Origin of the sequence: Marinomonas sp. PE14-40 (assembly GCF_051623805.1) — a bacterium.
Classification (GTDB): domain Bacteria; phylum Pseudomonadota; class Gammaproteobacteria; order Pseudomonadales; family Marinomonadaceae; genus Marinomonas.
The window spans coordinates 2,907,707-2,922,769 of the sequence record NZ_CP130700.1 but is presented as its reverse complement, the minus strand read 5'-3'; the positions used below and the strand labels follow the sequence as shown (position 1 = coordinate 2,922,769).

The 15,063-nt window shown below is 41.0% G+C and carries 17 protein-coding genes and 9 tRNA genes; 18 read left to right on the top strand and 8 right to left on the bottom strand.

Features of this window, described 5'->3' with window-relative positions:
• Positions 1 to 4: 4 nt before the first annotated feature.
• The gene (locus Q0A08_RS13645) at positions 5 to 1,204 is read right to left on the bottom strand and encodes a glycine C-acetyltransferase (protein ID WP_438462072.1); all 1,200 of its coding nucleotides are present in this window, start codon (positions 1,202 to 1,204) and stop codon (positions 5 to 7) included.
• 224 nt (positions 1,205 to 1,428) lie between these two features.
• On the opposite strand from Q0A08_RS13645, the gene Q0A08_RS13640 reads away from it, so the two are divergent.
• The 9 genes from Q0A08_RS13640 to Q0A08_RS13600 all read left to right on the top strand — a co-directional run bounded on the left by Q0A08_RS13640 (position 1,429) and on the right by Q0A08_RS13600 (position 3,367).
• Positions 1,429 to 2,487, top strand: coding sequence for a polysaccharide deacetylase family protein (locus Q0A08_RS13640; protein WP_438462071.1), 1,059 nt, complete (start codon positions 1,429 to 1,431; stop codon positions 2,485 to 2,487).
• A gap of 72 nt (positions 2,488 to 2,559) precedes the next feature.
• A tRNA-Ser gene (locus Q0A08_RS13635) sits at positions 2,560 to 2,650 on the top strand.
• Positions 2,651 to 2,697: 47 nt separating this feature from the next.
• A tRNA-Asn gene (locus Q0A08_RS13630) sits at positions 2,698 to 2,773 on the top strand.
• Positions 2,774 to 2,775: 2 nt separating this feature from the next.
• A tRNA-Pro gene (locus Q0A08_RS13625) sits at positions 2,776 to 2,852 on the top strand.
• 27 nt (positions 2,853 to 2,879) lie between these two features.
• Positions 2,880 to 2,955, top strand: a tRNA-His gene (locus tag Q0A08_RS13620).
• Positions 2,956 to 2,970: 15 nt separating this feature from the next.
• Positions 2,971 to 3,046 (top strand) — tRNA-Lys (locus tag Q0A08_RS13615).
• Between the two features lie 63 nt (positions 3,047 to 3,109).
• Positions 3,110 to 3,185 (top strand) — tRNA-Asn (locus tag Q0A08_RS13610).
• 2 nt (positions 3,186 to 3,187) lie between these two features.
• A tRNA-Pro gene (locus Q0A08_RS13605) sits at positions 3,188 to 3,264 on the top strand.
• Positions 3,265 to 3,291: 27 nt separating this feature from the next.
• A tRNA-Lys gene (locus Q0A08_RS13600) sits at positions 3,292 to 3,367 on the top strand.
• A gap of 655 nt (positions 3,368 to 4,022) precedes the next feature.
• Here the strand turns inward: Q0A08_RS13600 and Q0A08_RS13595 are convergent.
• The 6 genes from Q0A08_RS13595 to Q0A08_RS13570 all read right to left on the bottom strand — a co-directional run bounded on the left by Q0A08_RS13595 (position 4,023) and on the right by Q0A08_RS13570 (position 8,039).
• Positions 4,023 to 4,106 (bottom strand) — tRNA-Tyr (locus Q0A08_RS13595).
• Between the two features lie 62 nt (positions 4,107 to 4,168).
• A complete protein-coding gene (locus Q0A08_RS13590; RefSeq protein ID WP_438462070.1) occupies positions 4,169 to 5,035 on the bottom strand; it encodes a ProQ/FINO family protein in 867 nt (288 codons plus the stop codon).
• A gap of 179 nt (positions 5,036 to 5,214) precedes the next feature.
• Positions 5,215 to 5,898: a hypothetical protein gene (locus Q0A08_RS13585; protein WP_438462069.1), complete on the bottom strand. Its 684-nt coding sequence runs from the start codon at positions 5,896 to 5,898 to the stop codon at positions 5,215 to 5,217.
• The gene (locus Q0A08_RS13580; RefSeq protein ID WP_438462068.1) at positions 5,895 to 6,125 is read right to left on the bottom strand and encodes a cell division protein ZapB; all 231 of its coding nucleotides are present in this window, start codon (positions 6,123 to 6,125) and stop codon (positions 5,895 to 5,897) included. The genes Q0A08_RS13585 and Q0A08_RS13580 overlap by 4 nt, the downstream gene beginning before the upstream one ends.
• 49 nt (positions 6,126 to 6,174) lie before the next feature.
• Positions 6,175 to 7,368, bottom strand: coding sequence for a flagellar assembly protein T N-terminal domain-containing protein (locus Q0A08_RS13575; protein WP_438462067.1), 1,194 nt, complete (start codon positions 7,366 to 7,368; stop codon positions 6,175 to 6,177).
• 8 nt (positions 7,369 to 7,376) lie between these two features.
• Positions 7,377 to 8,039 (bottom strand): LPP20 family lipoprotein, encoded by a 663-nt coding sequence (locus Q0A08_RS13570; protein WP_438462066.1) that lies wholly within the window; start codon positions 8,037 to 8,039, stop codon positions 7,377 to 7,379.
• Positions 8,040 to 8,296: 257 nt separating this feature from the next.
• Here Q0A08_RS13570 and dinB point away from each other — a divergent pair, with 257 nt between their 5' ends.
• From dinB to Q0A08_RS13525, 9 genes are all read left to right on the top strand, one after another.
• Positions 8,297 to 9,343, top strand: a complete 1,047-nt coding sequence (gene dinB, locus Q0A08_RS13565) for a DNA polymerase IV (protein ID WP_438462065.1) — start codon at positions 8,297 to 8,299, stop codon at positions 9,341 to 9,343.
• Positions 9,344 to 9,630: 287 nt separating this feature from the next.
• A complete protein-coding gene (locus Q0A08_RS13560; RefSeq protein ID WP_438462064.1) occupies positions 9,631 to 10,626 on the top strand; it encodes a hypothetical protein in 996 nt (331 codons plus the stop codon).
• 93 nt (positions 10,627 to 10,719) lie between these two features.
• Positions 10,720 to 11,394 (top strand): alpha/beta hydrolase, encoded by a 675-nt coding sequence (locus Q0A08_RS13555; protein ID WP_438462063.1) that lies wholly within the window; start codon positions 10,720 to 10,722, stop codon positions 11,392 to 11,394.
• A 143-nt stretch (positions 11,395 to 11,537) separates the two neighbouring features.
• Positions 11,538 to 11,651 carry a cytochrome c oxidase subunit CcoM gene (gene ccoM / locus Q0A08_RS13550; protein ID WP_438462062.1) on the top strand — a complete coding sequence of 38 codons (114 nt, stop codon included), beginning with the start codon at positions 11,538 to 11,540 and terminating at the stop codon, positions 11,649 to 11,651.
• A 224-nt stretch (positions 11,652 to 11,875) separates the two neighbouring features.
• The gene (locus Q0A08_RS13545) at positions 11,876 to 12,334 is read left to right on the top strand and encodes a DUF2489 domain-containing protein (RefSeq protein WP_438462061.1); all 459 of its coding nucleotides are present in this window, start codon (positions 11,876 to 11,878) and stop codon (positions 12,332 to 12,334) included.
• A 23-nt stretch (positions 12,335 to 12,357) separates the two neighbouring features.
• Complete coding sequence (locus Q0A08_RS13540; protein ID WP_438462060.1) at positions 12,358 to 12,708, top strand: hypothetical protein; 351 nt, start codon at positions 12,358 to 12,360, stop codon at positions 12,706 to 12,708.
• Positions 12,709 to 12,769: 61 nt separating this feature from the next.
• Entirely contained in the window at positions 12,770 to 13,276 is a 507-nt protein-coding gene (greB, locus tag Q0A08_RS13535; protein WP_438462059.1) for a transcription elongation factor GreB, read from the top strand.
• Positions 13,276 to 14,139, top strand: coding sequence for a DUF72 domain-containing protein (locus Q0A08_RS13530; RefSeq protein WP_438462058.1), 864 nt, complete (start codon positions 13,276 to 13,278; stop codon positions 14,137 to 14,139). Before greB ends, Q0A08_RS13530 begins: the two co-directional genes overlap by 1 nt.
• Positions 14,140 to 14,172: 33 nt before the next feature.
• On the top strand, positions 14,173 to 14,481 hold the full coding sequence (locus tag Q0A08_RS13525; protein WP_438462057.1) for an NGG1p interacting factor NIF3: 309 nt from the start codon (positions 14,173 to 14,175) through the stop codon (positions 14,479 to 14,481).
• Here the strand turns inward: Q0A08_RS13525 and Q0A08_RS13520 are convergent.
• Positions 14,478 to 15,047 carry an NUDIX hydrolase gene (locus tag Q0A08_RS13520; RefSeq protein WP_438462056.1) on the bottom strand — a complete coding sequence of 190 codons (570 nt, stop codon included), beginning with the start codon at positions 15,045 to 15,047 and terminating at the stop codon, positions 14,478 to 14,480. The genes Q0A08_RS13525 and Q0A08_RS13520 overlap by 4 nt on opposite strands.
• Positions 15,048 to 15,063 lie beyond the last annotated feature (16 nt).

The following is a 15,063-nucleotide window of genomic DNA, read 5'->3' as shown; positions in this document are numbered from 1 at the left end:
ATTTTTATCCTAAAATTTTGAGTTCTCGGCCAACTTGCTCAAAAGCATCTATGGCAATATCTAGCTCTGCTATTGTCATTTTAGCAGACATCTGAGTACGGATTCTGGCTTGTTCCATAGGAACAACTGGGTAAGAGAAGCCTGTAACATAGACGCCACGTTTAAACATTTCTGTGGCCATATCTTGGGCTAATTTAGCGTCACCAAGCATAATGGGAATAATAGGGTGGTCACCTGGTGTCAGTGTGAAGCCTATTTCAGTCATCCGTTGACGAAAGTGTTGGCTGTTTGCTGCGAGTTGTTGACGAGCTTGATCACTTTTCTCAATTGTTTCTAGAATGTGTAAGCTGGTGGAAACAATCACTGGCGCAAGCGAGTTGGAAAATAAATAAGGACGAGAGCGTTGACGCAACCAAGCGACAATATCTTTAGAGGCACTAGTGTAACCACCAGATGCGCCACCTAGGGCTTTACCTAGTGTGCCAGTTATAATGTCGACACGACCCATAACGTCACAATATTCGTGGCTACCTTTGCCGTTCTTTCCTAAGAAGCCAACGGCGTGGGAGTCATCGACCATCACTAAAGCGTCATACTTGTCTGCAAGGTCGCATACTGCTTTTAAGTTGGCAATTATGCCATCCATAGAAAATACGCCATCTGTGACGATGAGTTTGGTTTTAACCCCAGCCTGATCTGCACTAATGAGCTGCTGTTCTAAGTCTGCCATATCATTATTCTTATAACGATAGCGTTTGGCTTTACAAAGTCGAACGCCATCGATAATGCTTGCATGGTTGAGAGCGTCACTGATAACGGCATCTTCTGCTGACAGCAAAGTCTCAAATAAACCACCATTAGCATCAAAGCAGGATGAATAAAGTATGGTGTCTTCCATACCTAAAAAGTCACTTAGTTTATTCTCAAGTGTTTTGTGGATGTTTTGAGTGCCACAAATAAAACGAACAGACGCCATGCCGTAGCCATGCTCATCCAATGCTTTGTGTGCAGCTTCGACTACGCTGCTATCACTGGCAAGGCCGAGATAATTGTTGGCGCACAGGTTAATAAGTTGTTGCTTTTCTTGTCCTAAAATTTGGCTAGCCTGAGGTGACATTAACATTCGCTCTTCTTTATAGAGGCCTTGTTCTTTAAGTTGCTCTAATTGATCGGCTAAGTTTTTGAAAAAGTCCTGTTTTTTCATCTTGTGTCTCCTCATCTATTGAAAGTATTTAATTAGTGTAAGCTGCTTTATTCGGTTCAAACAGATGCAGTGGCATAGCAAAACGGGCATAACAGTTGTGGGCTAAATAGCAGAATTATTAGGTAAGCTCATTCTCAATAGCCTAAGTGGATAGATAGCAGGACTGGTGAAACTCTGCACAGTTACGTAGTATGTGGCCCAAGTTATATTAAGGTGTCTCTATTATGAAAAAATCTATTTCTCTCGCTTTATCCTCTTTAGCATTAGATTTGGGTTCTGGTGGGCTTGCAGCTCAAGATCATTTACCAATCTTGCAATATCATCATGTGGGAGAAAAGACACCGTTTTCTACTTCAGTGACACCGGCGCAGTTTCAAGAGCATATGGATTATCTTGATGATGCTGGTTTTCAGGTGGTCGATTTAGCTAAAGCTTTGTCAGATATTAAGCAGGGTATTGCTTTACCTGAAAAGTCAGTGGCTATTACTTTTGATGATGCCTATTTAAATATTTACCAGTCAGGTTTTCCTATCCTAAAAGAGAAGGGCTTCCCTTTTACTATCTTTATCAACACCCAGCCTGTAAGGCAGAAAAATAAAAACTTCTTAAGTTGGGATAATATGCGAGAAATGCAGCGCTCAGGTGCAAGTTTTGCTAACCATACTGACAGCCATCCATATATGTTGCGTCTTGTGAAAAAAGAAAACCCTGAGGCTTGGCAAAAAAGAATGCGCAAAGAAATTGATTATGTCGAAACCAGGTTAATTGCAGAACTGGGTGAAAGTCCAAATATGTTGGCTTATCCCTATGGTGAGTCTAATGCTTGGCTAAGGCAGTATTTAAAACAAATCGACATGATAGGATTTGGGCAGCAGTCTGGTGTAGTTAATGGTGATTCTGACTTTTCAAACTTGCCTAGATTTCCCGCTTCTGGCCCTTATGCCAAGCTAGGTGGACTAAAAACTAAACTAGCTTCCTTACCAATGCCGTTAGTCTCATTTCAAAATGGTGGTGATTTTGCAAATGAAGACGCTGTGTCATTGGATATGGAATTTAAAACGGGCAAATATCGTCTTAAAGAGTTGGCTTGCTATGTTTCTGGGCAAGGACAAGCAAAACTGCAATGGTCGTCGGCTACAAAAGTAAAGGTTGTTGCAGAACAAGCGTTTAAATATGGTCGAGGTCGTATAAATTGCACCATGCCGAGTACAAAAAGTGGTCAATATCACTGGTTTTCTAATGTTTGGATACGTGCAAAGGCAAAACAGGCCTATTTAAACTAAAAAAATCACTTTTTTTAAAAAAAACAGTTGCACGAGCGTTTGAAATCCGTAATATACACCTCGCTCCACAACGGAGGGGTGGCAGAGCGGTTTAATGCACCAGTCTTGAAAACTGGCGTAGGTTTATAGCCTACCGAGAGTTCGAATCTCTCCTCCTCCGCCATTTATCTCTTAGAGATAAAATGTTGTGAAGCAAGATAAATTATTAGTTCCTCGATAGCTCAGTTGGTAGAGCAAATGACTGTTAATCATTGGGTCACTGGTTCGAGTCCAGTTCGAGGAGCCATTCGGAGTATAGCGCAGTCTGGTAGCGCGCCTGCTTTGGGAGCAGGATGTCGGGGGTTCGAATCCCTCTACTCCGACCATTAATTTATCGTCATCACCTTGTAATGGTGGGCGTAGCTCAGTTGGTAGAGCTCCGGATTGTGATTCCGGCGGTCGTGGGTTCAAGCCCCATCGTCCACCCCATTACAGATGATAGTTGGGTCGTTAGCTCAGTTGGTAGAGCAGTTGACTTTTAATCAATTGGTCACTGGTTCGAATCCAGTACGACCCACCAACTATCTCATTTAGAAATGCGCAACAAAATCAGTTAGCTACATTTCATCCAGAATTCGGTAATTCCTCGATAGCTCAGTTGGTAGAGCAAATGACTGTTAATCATTGGGTCACTGGTTCGAGTCCAGTTCGAGGAGCCATTCGGAGTATAGCGCAGTCTGGTAGCGCGCCTGCTTTGGGAGCAGGATGTCGGGGGTTCGAATCCCTCTACTCCGACCATCGGATTCCAAAAAAGTAAGTTTGAGCGGGTCGTTAGCTCAGTTGGTAGAGCAGTTGACTTTTAATCAATTGGTCACTGGTTCGAATCCAGTACGACCCACCACTTTCTGACTTATTTCTAATTCTTTCCTAGATATTCTTTCTTCATATTGTATTTTAAAATTCCTAATTCCTAATTCCTAATTCCTAATTCCTAATTCCTAATTCCTAATTCCTAATTCCTAATTCCTAATTCCTAATTCCTAATTCCTAATTCCTAATTCCTAATTCCTAATTCCTAATTCCTAATTCCTAATTCCTAATTCCTAATTCCTAATTCCTAATTCCTAATTCCTAATTCCTAATTCCTAATTCCTAATTCCTAATTCCTAATTCCTAATTCCTAATTCCTAATTCCTAATTCCTAATTCCTAATTCCTAATTTGCTGAGTGCTGGGTTGTCTTGTGTTTTTGTGAGTTACCCTCGCTTTCTTAGGTGTACATTACTTTATCTATAAAGTGTATTTAAATAGGAGTGCAGTATGGCTGGCGAACGATGTAACGAAGAGTTTAAGATTGAATTTTGGTAGGGTATTTCTGGTATGGTTTGGGTGTGTTTACTTTGAGTGTTGGTGGTTTTTTTTGTTGGTTTTTTGGTGTGAGAGTGGTGTGGAGTTATTTAAAGAGAGAGTTTGTGTTTTACTTTTTTGTGTGTGTTCTGGAGGAATGTGTTTGCTAAGGAATTAGCTAAGATATTAAAGTAAGACTTTAAAAAGAAATGGTGGAGGGAGGTGGATTCGAACCACCGAAACTTTCGTGGCAGATTTACAGTCTGCTCCCTTTGGCCACTCGGGAACCCCTCCACAAGTGCGGAGTGAATAATATAGATCCACACCAGCCTTGTAAACAAAAAAAACAACTATTTTTAAAATTTATTGCCCATCAATTTTGCGAGCTTAAGCTTCATACGTTCTTCTGGGTTAAGGTCTTGATATTCATCACTATCATTGGTTGTTTGAGGTGATGTGTTGGTGATTTTTTTAGGTTTGTTTTGGTTGTTTTTCGCTTGTTTCTCATTGCTTTGTGTTGGGTTAATTGTTTCTCCGTCGAGATTGATGCGTTCTGAGGTCTTTTTCAGGCATTTCTTGTATCTGTTGGAGCGGGTGTAGGCAGCAAGGGCGCGTTTTAGTTTGCTCTTGGTTAGTTCATCATCCAAGGTGATATCTTGGTCTATGCCTATTTTTAAAGGCTTAGGGTTGCTCCAATTAAATGCTTTTGGATAGCGACTTTCTAATAGTTTGACTAGGCGTAAATTATTTTTTTGATTCTTGTTGCGTTGCTGATTATTCGTACCAGATGATCTGTCGGCATCGGCATCGGCATCGGCATCGGCATCGGCATCGGCATCGGCATCGGCATCGGCATCGGCATCGGCATCGGCATCGGCATCGGCATCGGCATCGGCATCGGCATCGGCATCGGCATCGGCATCGGCAAATAGATCGTGAATCAGGTTTTTGCTGCCTAAGTCGAAGTTGAGTTGCTCTTCATTGTCTAGTGTTGGTTTGCTTTGGCTTGGTTCAGAAAGGTCAAGTGAGTCTGCAATGTAAAGCTGAAGTTGGTCTGCTGCAGGAAGGCCTTCCATGCTTGTGATGAGAGGGTCTGCAGCGTGTATTGGCTGTGACTCTTGCGCTAATTGAGAGCGTAATTGACTAATCTCTTGTTTGGCTGAGTTTAGTTGATTAACAAGGGAGCTAATTTTTTGCTCTAGTTGCGTGATTAGTTGATCCATACATGAAAGCCTGATTATTGCAAAGGGGGCAAGGGAGTTGCCTTAACTCCCGTTAAACCATACATCTGTTTTAGTTGTTCTGGTGTTGGCTCGACTATTTCTATCGTCGGGTTGTTTTGTATCTGTATATAAAGATAAAAACCAAGACAGCTAAGGGTTAGAAATATTAGTTTTTTCATCTAAAAGCTAAGTGCTAAGCCAAATGTAACGTGATCGCCATAAGTGCCACCTGATCCTGTGTAGGCTCTAAGGTAAATGTCTAGACGAGTATTGTCTGAAGGTAGTAATCGAACGCCAACTTCAGGGTAAAGGCTAGTTTCACCTAGTAGCATTATGCCTGCACCGCCGTAAGCGTAAACAGGAGCGCCATCAAACATGACAATTGCGCCTTGGCTGTATGCGCGAGCACCCGCATTAAGGGATAAATCAAAGCTATCTCGCATAACAAGACTTAGGCCGCCATAAAAAGAGAAGTTGCTAGGAGTTACCATCTCTTGGCCGATATTGATGATGATGTTGGTTTGAGAGTTGCTGGGGCCTGTGATTCTAGATTCATAAGCCACAAGGCTAGACATGGTGCCAGCTTGATCTAATTCGCCTTCAGTTGCGCCAAACTGATTGGTTGCTTGGTCTTGTGTGTATATTGGCTGAGTGTAGGGTTGTGTTTGTAGTGGCTGCCCCTGAGTTGGCTGAGCTAAAGGCTGCATGACAGGAGGATTGGTATCTACAATAGGATTGTTGATACCTGGAATTTCTTCTGTGCTTTCTTCTTGAAGTACTTCATCACCGGTAAATACTATTCCTTCAGCTTGGGCTGATAAGGCTGCGAATACTAATGCGCTAGTAATTAGGTATTTAATCATTCTGTGCCGTCCAACTGATTGAGGTTATTGAGCATCTTGTTAATAGAGGTTTCCCAATTGTTCTGCTGTTCTTGGTTGCTATAGACCTTTTGTTCTAGCTCGTTGTTTTCTTCGCTTAGTTGGGTGTTTTGTGCTTCTAATTGAGTGATTTTTTGGCGCAATACGCTGATTTCATCTACCGCTTGGTTAATGCGTTGTTCAAGATGATGTAGTAGTTCGTTGTTCATGTGTTTTCCCTTGCGAATTTTTAATGGTTGTGAGTTTGATTGTATTGATTTACCAAGCAATAACAATGTCTTGCTGCTGAACATTTAAAATTCGAGCATCAATATTGAGTTCACCAATGGAAAAGTTCGGTTGAACTTGCTTGATGGTGATATTTATATTGGCGTTGTTAAGCTGGGTAAGAGGGTTTTGTAGTTGGTTGAATACTTCGTAGCGGCGATAAATGCCAAAAGTATCGTTCAACTTAACACCAGCAATTGAGCCGGCGTTTATATGGACCCGATTTCCTTCTGTGCGAAAAATGTTTGCCATAAATGGTTGGCAGCGTAAGCGGGAACTAGTATCTAAAGCGGCTTGCCACAATACTTGTTGTGCAATTTTACCAAAATTTGTGTTTTTAAACCTTGGGCTGCCATAACCTGTGCGAATCGATTTATCTAAATTCCATTCGCCTGTTTCAAAGTAGCTTTTTTCAAAAAGTAGGGCGCCGCTAAAGCCATCATAAAGATAAAGGTCGATAGCGAGATTGCGAGGGCCGCTGGTTTTGTTTTCTTCGTGTTTAAAGTTTTTAAACACATTAGCCTTATTCGGCTCCAGTTCATTTGCTGGCCCGATATCACGGATTACACCGGTCACAACATATTGAACGCCAAGATCTTCTCCAATACGTGCAACATCTGTTAAAGAGCCATCTGGATTGGTGGATGTGGGAGCATTAATAAGGTCAGGGTAAATTTGTATATTTGTTGCGGCTAACGCGTGCAAGAAGCCTTGTTTATTTATTTCATTAACTAGGTCTCTAGGCATGAGTCTAGGGACATTATGAATTGAGCCTAGATTGGCCTGTTGCGGAGTTTGTAGTGCAAAGCTGGTGATACCCACTGATTTTCTATAAAGATTGGTCGCGCCATTGCTGCAAATGTGTTCAGGGGTGACTTCGGCTGCAACAACGACAGTGAGTATGTCATTTTTGCGCTCTTCTTTAAGGATGTTTGTGCTTTGGGTTATCCCTGTTCCTCGTACTGAGCTTGCGGACTCAACTTCGCCGTTTGCGAAAGTGTCTTCACTAATAACACGGGCATTTGCTTGTAAAACCGCTTGTTTTAATGCCTGCTCTGTTGCTCTGTATCTGGCATCGGCTAAATCTTCGTTATATATAATTGCTTGTCCCGTTGCTTCAATCATTTGTGATGAAGCAAGCTGGGAGCAGAGTAAAAAGCTAGTCGCGATAATCTTTTTAAGCATGGAGTCGACTACTCAACAGAATAAAAATTAGTCGTCGTTGATCTCACTTGAGGGCTTGTTTGGCTTTGATATTGGCTAATGCCATTATTTAAGTTGCTATAGCCCATTTGACATGCGGGATTATTAGAGATTGTTGCTGGGTTTTGAACACACTGTTGAAAGTTTTCTTGCAAAGCCATTTCAACAATAGTTTCAAAGCTGCCGTCTTCTAGTTCTCTTTGAGAAACAACTTTAGCTCCCATCAAATAGGCATCAACAAATGTTTGTAGCTCATCGTGGGCTGTCATCATGCTTCTTAGGGAGCTCGAACCTCTTAATTTAAGGCCGTAAACACGTTCGGATAGGTTTCTGTAGGCGTCTAATTTTGAACCACGCAAAGTCAGTAATCTGATTTGTGGTCGAGATAGTTTCTTACTCACCATAGGGGCGGCGTAACCTGTTGCACTGATGACAATTGGTTGAGGTGCTTGTTGTACCACAAGTTGTTGCGCAGGAGCGGCTGCTAAGCCTTTAGTTGCATAAGTCGGTTGAGCGAAGCTATTTGTTGTTGGGGTTGGATTGCTGGCATTACATGGAGCTATGCCTGAACATGAGCCAGCGCTCGATACTCGACAGCCTGCCAAAATAACACAGGTACCGATTAATGCCGCATAGAGCAGACTAGATCTCATTCTCTTCTCCTAATTAGTGCTTTTGATCTGAGTGACTTTATTTTTCAGTCACAACACTGATGTTTGAATTTGCTATAACTCTAATGCATTAATTATGCCTAATTAATTTTGAATGGTGAACTCTTGATCCTATCTTGCTTATTCTAAGCTTCGCTTAATAGCGAGATGGTTGGGTGGTGATTGATTTTTTCGATGCTTGAGTTTTTGTTAATGCTCTTTCATAATGCTGTATAAATATACAGTTAAACGGTGTTTCTATGCGTAAAATTATACATATAGATGCAGATTGCTTCTTTGCAGCGGTAGAAATGCGTGATGACCCTGCATTGAGGGAAGTGCCTTTAGCCATAGGTGGGCAGGCAAATGCGAGAGGTGTCATTGCTACTGCAAATTATGCGGCAAGGGAATACGGGGTGCGTTCGGCTATGTCTTCCGCTAAGGCGGTAAGTTTATGTCCCAATTTAGTTTTAATAAGGGGCAATATGGAAAAATATCGCCTAGCGTCGCGGCAGATGCATGCCATCTTTCAAGATTATACTTTAAAAATTGAACCGCTATCTTTAGATGAAGCCTATTTGGATGTGACAGATTGCTCTCTATGTTATGGCAGTGCGACTTTAATTGCAGAAGAGATTCGCCAGCGAATATTTGAGGCGGTAGGAATAACTGTTTCTGCGGGTATTGCTGTGAATAAATTTCTAGCCAAAGTGGCCAGTGATTGGAATAAACCCAATGGTCAGTTCGTGGTAGATCCAAGTCAGCAGGAAGATTTTGTTCGGTCGATTCCAGTAAAGTGTATTCATGGGGTTGGGAGAGTGGCTCAAGAAAAGTTAGCCAAACTAAATGTAGAAACTTGTGAAGAGTTGCAAAAGGTAGATTATTTTTTATTGTCGCAGCAGTTTGGTAGTTGGGCGTATCGTTTGCAGCAGCTGTCTTATGGTGTTGATAATAGATCTGTTAAGAGTCACTCTGTGCGTAAAAGCATTTCTGTTGAGACGACTTTTGCTGAAGATCTAAAAGGGGTTGCGGCTTGTGAGGCAAAATTACCTGATTTGTTGCGAGAGTTGGGGCGACGGATTAAAAGCAAAAAAGGCTTGGCGCAACTGGGTAAATATTATTTGAAACTTAAGTTTTCTGATTTTCAACAAACCACGATTGAAACCGCTTATGTAGCAGGTGATGAACTTGCTTTTTTCACTGATTTGCTGAGAGAGGCTTATGCTAGGCGTCAGATGCCAGTTAGGCTAATTGGTGTTGGCTATAGGTTAAAAGCAGTGTCTGAAAAGCAGTTGACCTTGTTTTAGGTGGAAGCTTTAAGTGAAAAACTGAGTATTTAGCTTAAATGAGTAGGTCTCAAAAAAACTGGGAAAAAAGAGGAGAGCGACTATAGTTTATCAAGGATGATGCGAACATGCCTAGAAGCACAGCTGTCTTTATCATAAAATTTAATAGCGAGCCTTAGCGAAACCTAAAGAGTTAAGTTATTGACTGTGAATTACTTTTTAAATTTTAGTGTTTAGCTATCTACTGACAGTTCTCAAAGCTTGGTATTGGGTTAGTTGCACCATCCCTAATTTTTTGGAGGTGGTTAATGATGAATATACAGGCCTTAACCTGGAACCAGTTGCAGCAAAGTGTTTTTACCACTGATCAAGCTTCTCTCATTCCTAGATTACGCTTTGATGTTGAACAGACCTTAAAGTCTTTATATGCGGATGTCTCTCTAAGTGATCACTTAGAGGATCTTTATTTGCCTTTTGCCCATTGGATAGCGCAACTAGCGCAACCAAGGTCCCATCCTTTAGTTATAGGTATGGGTGGGGTACAAGGTTGCGGAAAAACTGTGTTTACCACAGTGTTAAGTCATGTTTTATACAAGGCATACGATAAAAAAACCATAGTATTAAGTATCGATGATTTCTACAAAACACGAGTTGAGCGAGAACATATGGCGCGAGATGTCCATCCTATGTTTATGACTCGTGGTGTACCTGGGACACACGATCTTGCCTTGATAAATAATATATTAGATAGGTTGGCAGATCTTAAGGCTGGAGAGGTGATGCGCTTGCCTTGCTTTGATAAGTCCACTGATGAAAGGCGGCATGTTAAAGATTGGCAAGAGGTTGAAGGGCCGATTGATGTCATATTATTTGAAGGCTGGTGTGTTGGTATGCCTGAACAAAAGCAATCTTTAGTTGATCCTATTAATCAGCTTGAAAAAGATTTGGATATAGAAGGTGTTTGGCGGCAGCAAGTTAACCAGTACTTAGAAGAAGATTATAAACAATTGTTTGCGCGTATTGAGTTGATGTTATGGATGCAGGCGCCAAATTATGATGTTGTTTATGACTGGCGTAATAAGCAAGAAAGGTTATTAGAGGAACATTTATTAGATATACATGGTGATGGTTTAAATAAAATAGATCTTACTGTTATGTCTGATGATGAGCTTAAGTCCTTTATGCAGTATTACGAACGACTTACTAAGCATATGATGTCTGTTATGCCGGATAAGGTAGATGTATTACTGAAGCTTGACGAACAACAAACTGTTACTAAGGTGCAGTTCCCAACACATCATTAAAACTTTTTATTGATTAGAGGGTTTTAAAGTAAATTATGCTAGGCTATCGAGCTTTGTTCGATAGCCTTTTTTATTGTTTTATGGAGATTTGCCTTGTCTAAAACGCTTGAATTTTTAACGTTAGAAACGACTCATCAAGTAGATGCTGCCGTGATCTGGTTACACGGGTTAGGGGCAGATGGTAATGATTTTAAAGCAATTGTACCTTCTTTAAATTTACCACAAAGTGCCGCTATTCGTTTTATCTTCCCGCATGCGCCAATGCGTCCTGTTACTATCAATGGTGGTATGCCGATGCGAGCTTGGTACGACATTCTAGAAATGTCACTAGAGCGTAAAGTTGATATGGCTAATATTGATGAGTCTGTGGATCAGATTACTCAATTGATAGAGTTTCAAATTGAAAAGGGTGTTCCTGCAGAGCGTATTTTGGTTGCTGGTTTTTCGCAGGGTGGCGTGATTGCCTACCAAGTAGGGTTGTTAGGTAAGTATAAATTAGCTGGTATCATGGCTTTGTCGACTTACTTGGCTGATGCTAATTTAATCCCGGAGGCGACAGATTCGGTGAATGGGCAAACCCCTTTACTTATTCATCATGGTACACAGGATCCGGTTGTACCTTATGAATTGGCGGTTCGCGCTCATGGTGAACTGGAGAATAAGGGTTACCAAATAGAGAAGGCCTCTTATTCAATGCCTCATTCTGTATGCCCTGAACAGGTTGTTGATATTTCTCGATGGATACAGAAGGTATTTTCAATAAATTAAGTTTGAATTTCACGTTAGGGGTTTTCTGATTTAAATCAAGAAAGTGCTCAGATGCTGGTCTGGTCAAAAAAACAATTGATTTATGTCATTAACTGTTTAGGGGATAGGCACATAATTGCTCTTAATTATAAAGGAGAGCAGTTATGTTTTTAGACTCTGTTGTTGTTTCAGGTTTGATTATTGTTGGGCTAATGGTGGCATTTTTTGTTGGTTTTGGTTATGTCGGTTATAGAAAGTATAAGAAAGAAGTTAAGTAATCAAATCTTAACGTCTTATTTCAAAAATTAGAATTCAATTGATGATTGAATGAGTTTTCTGTTGGCATAGTTGAATTCTAATTCCCTTCCTTCTGTTTTAATTCCGTTTTTATTGTTTGGCAGTTAATTCTTATCTTCTTGATTGTCGGATTCACTTGATTCCCTCATAATATCGCCTTTAAAAAGGTGCTTAGCGCCTGTATCCACGCTTTATCGAGGCTAATATGTCTACTACTAGTGTTATTCTTGCCATCATTTTTGGCGTTCTTGTTATTGCGGCTCTTGCTTGGGTCATTTCTCGTCAGCTTAAGCTAGATAATAAGCGGAAAGTAGAAATGAAAGAGGCTGAGAAAAACATACTAGAGGGTCGTAAAAAACGCATTGAAAGCATTCATGTACTGCTTAAAGTGGTTGGATCTGAAGACTTAGGTTGGATGGAAGCTAGTATAAGAGTGAAAACCTTGTTAGATCAGTTAAGCTTGGATTTGTCAGAGCATGAAACAATTGGTGTGTTTTATAAGGTATATGCTGAAACTGAGCATATCCCAACTCATGAAGGTTGGAATGATTTACCCAAAGATGCTCGTAGAAAATTCAGAATGGAAATGATGAAGTGTGAAGCACGATATCAAGATGACTTAGAGCAAGCTAAGGTCGCTCTGCTTGAGTATCCTTTGAAATAGTTTTTGGAGGTTGGGGAGTGTAAATGCTGGCCTTCGTTGGACTTGTTCTTATTGTCTTTAGTTTGTTTGCTTTGGTTTTTTACTTCTTTTATAAGTTTAGATCCAGTATGCCCTATTATCGGGTTGATCGCAGTTATTGTTGTTTTTTGCTTCAGCATGCCATTACTGGGGATCTTCCTTGCACTGATTGGTACTTGTTTATTGGTGCCGTTAACCTTACCTCAGAAGAGTTAGAGCTGCTTCGTTTAGCTTGCATTGAAATAGATGAGGATTACTCAAAGGAAAGTGTGATGGTGAATGGTAAGATGTGTATGAGGTTTAGTGCTGAGGGTAAACGTGAGTTAGGGGTTCTCTTGAAAGGGATCAGTGCCTAAAGCTTTTTGTTTAAGTTAGTGTTTACTTGAATTGATGTTTGTCTAAGTTTTGGAAGTTTTCATGTCTCGTTATCGTCCACCTATGCCGCCTAAATCCGCTTATATCACAAAAGAAGGGGCGCAAAAGCTGACTGCAGAATTAAAGTATCTGTGGAAGGAAAAGCGACCTCAAGTGACAGAAAGTGTTCGAGAAGCTGCTGCTCAAGGAGATAGGTCAGAAAATGCTGAATATATATATGGAAAAAAGCAGCTAAGAGAAATTGACCGAAGAGTGCGCTATTTAGAAAAACGTCTCGAAGCCTTTACTGTGGTTGATCGTTTGCCAGAGGATCAATCTAGTGTTTATTTTGGTGCCTGGGTGACTTTGGAGGATGATGAAGAAAATATCAAACATTTTCGAATCGTTGGTCCTGATGAGCTAGATCATGACGCCCGCTATATTAGTATCGACTCTCCTATGGCGAAGGTGCTACTTAAAAAGCATGAAGGGGATGAAATAGAGCTTAAACTTGCTTCAGGATTGATGAACTATACTGTTGAGGAAATTGAGTATAAGGCAATTCCATAATGCAATTACGCTTTGGTATGGCGCAATGGCAGCATCCTGCTTGGGTGGCTTGGCTGTACTCACATCAAGGTGCAAATAATCGGCGTTTGAGTGAATATGCAAAGTTCTTTGATACGGTTGAGGTCGGGAGTAGTTTTTATGCTGACTTAACGCAAGATCAACTGCAGGTGTGGTTTGAACAGGTGCCTGATGACTTTCGTTTTGCATTTAAATTACCTCAATCTATTACGCATCGACTTGGCGTTTCTGATGAGGGCCAAGTGGTTAATAGTCTCACTAACTTCTGTGAATTACTGAGGCCGTTTTCTACTAAGCTGGGTCCTTGTATGATGCAGTTTCCTGAGGATGTCTCTCCTTTGTATTTTTCTAAAATTGAAACTTTATGTCATGCTTGGGATTTGCCAACGTCTTTGTCGGTAGAAGTGCGCAATCAGGCTTTTTTTAACAAAGAGGAGGAAGAGTCTGAGTTTCTAAGGTTGTTAGCAGGTAATCGGCATAATCGTGTGATAATGGATTCTCGCCCTGTATTCTCGACAGAAGCTTATTGTGAGAGCCTGTTAGATGCTCAGAAGAAAAAGACAAGGGTGCCATGTCATCCAATTGCAACTGGCCATAGTCCAGTAGTGAGGTTTATTGGGCATCCGGATTTACCTTTAAATGATATCTATCTTGATCAATGGGCAAAAAAATTAGTGCAGTGGTTGCTTGAAGGGCGTGAGCCTTATGTATTTGTTCACTCGTCTGATAATGTTGCTGCGCCTTTGTTGGCGGTGACGCTTGAGCAAAAAATAGCGGCGTTATTGCCTGCTTATATCCCAATACTTAACTTACCTAGTAAACCTGAGCAGTCTTTATTGCTTTGATTTAATAAATGAATGACCCTGGGGAAATAACCTATGTACTCTCTTGTGTTTTATGTGCCTGAATCTCATCTTGAAGAAGTAAAAGAGGCTTTGTTTTATGTGGGGGCAGGGGCAATTGGTGATTATGAGGCTTGTTGTTGGCAGGTGAAAGGGCAGGGGCAGTTTCGTCCTAATGCAAGTGCAAACCCTTTTGTTGGAACAATAGGGGAGTTGGAGAGGTTAGTGGAGTATCGAGTAGAGATGATATTGAAATCATCTCTTAAAGAGGTTGTGATACAAGCATTAAAGGCTGCTCATCCTTTTGAGGAGGTGGCGTACCACCTAATCAAAGTTGAGTCTTAAAAGGTTTTGAGTGGCGGCAAGAAGTCTATCATGAGGGTTTCTTCATGAAAGCCGAAGCTCCCGTTTTTTACATCTTCAAGGTAGAGCTTTAAAGTACGAGTGATACTATTAAAGGCGAGTTCTGACCAGGGAATATCGTTAAGTTCGAATAGCTCGACTTCTGAGCTTTCTTCAGTGGTGTGAAAGTCTGCTTTTGGTAAATCAGCAAGATAGAAAAGATGTACCTGATCTATTTGAGGAATGCTTATCATGCTAAAGGCTTGTCTGCATATAGCATGAGAGCCACACTCTTCTAGCGTTTCTCTTAGTGCACCGCTACTAGTAGATTCTTGGTTTTCCATAAAGCCTGCTGGAAGGGTCCAGTAACCACGTCTCGGCTCTATGTTGCGACGGCAAAGTAGGATTTTTCCTTGGTAGATAGGGATGGTGCCGGTAATTAATCTCGGATTATCATAATCAATATGATGGCATGCAGGGCAAACTGCTCTTGGTCTATTGTCGCCAGCAGGGATAGAGAAGTTAACCTGGGTGCCACATTGAGGGCAAAAACGCTTTTTCTGTGTCATAGTATTAAACTTCTCT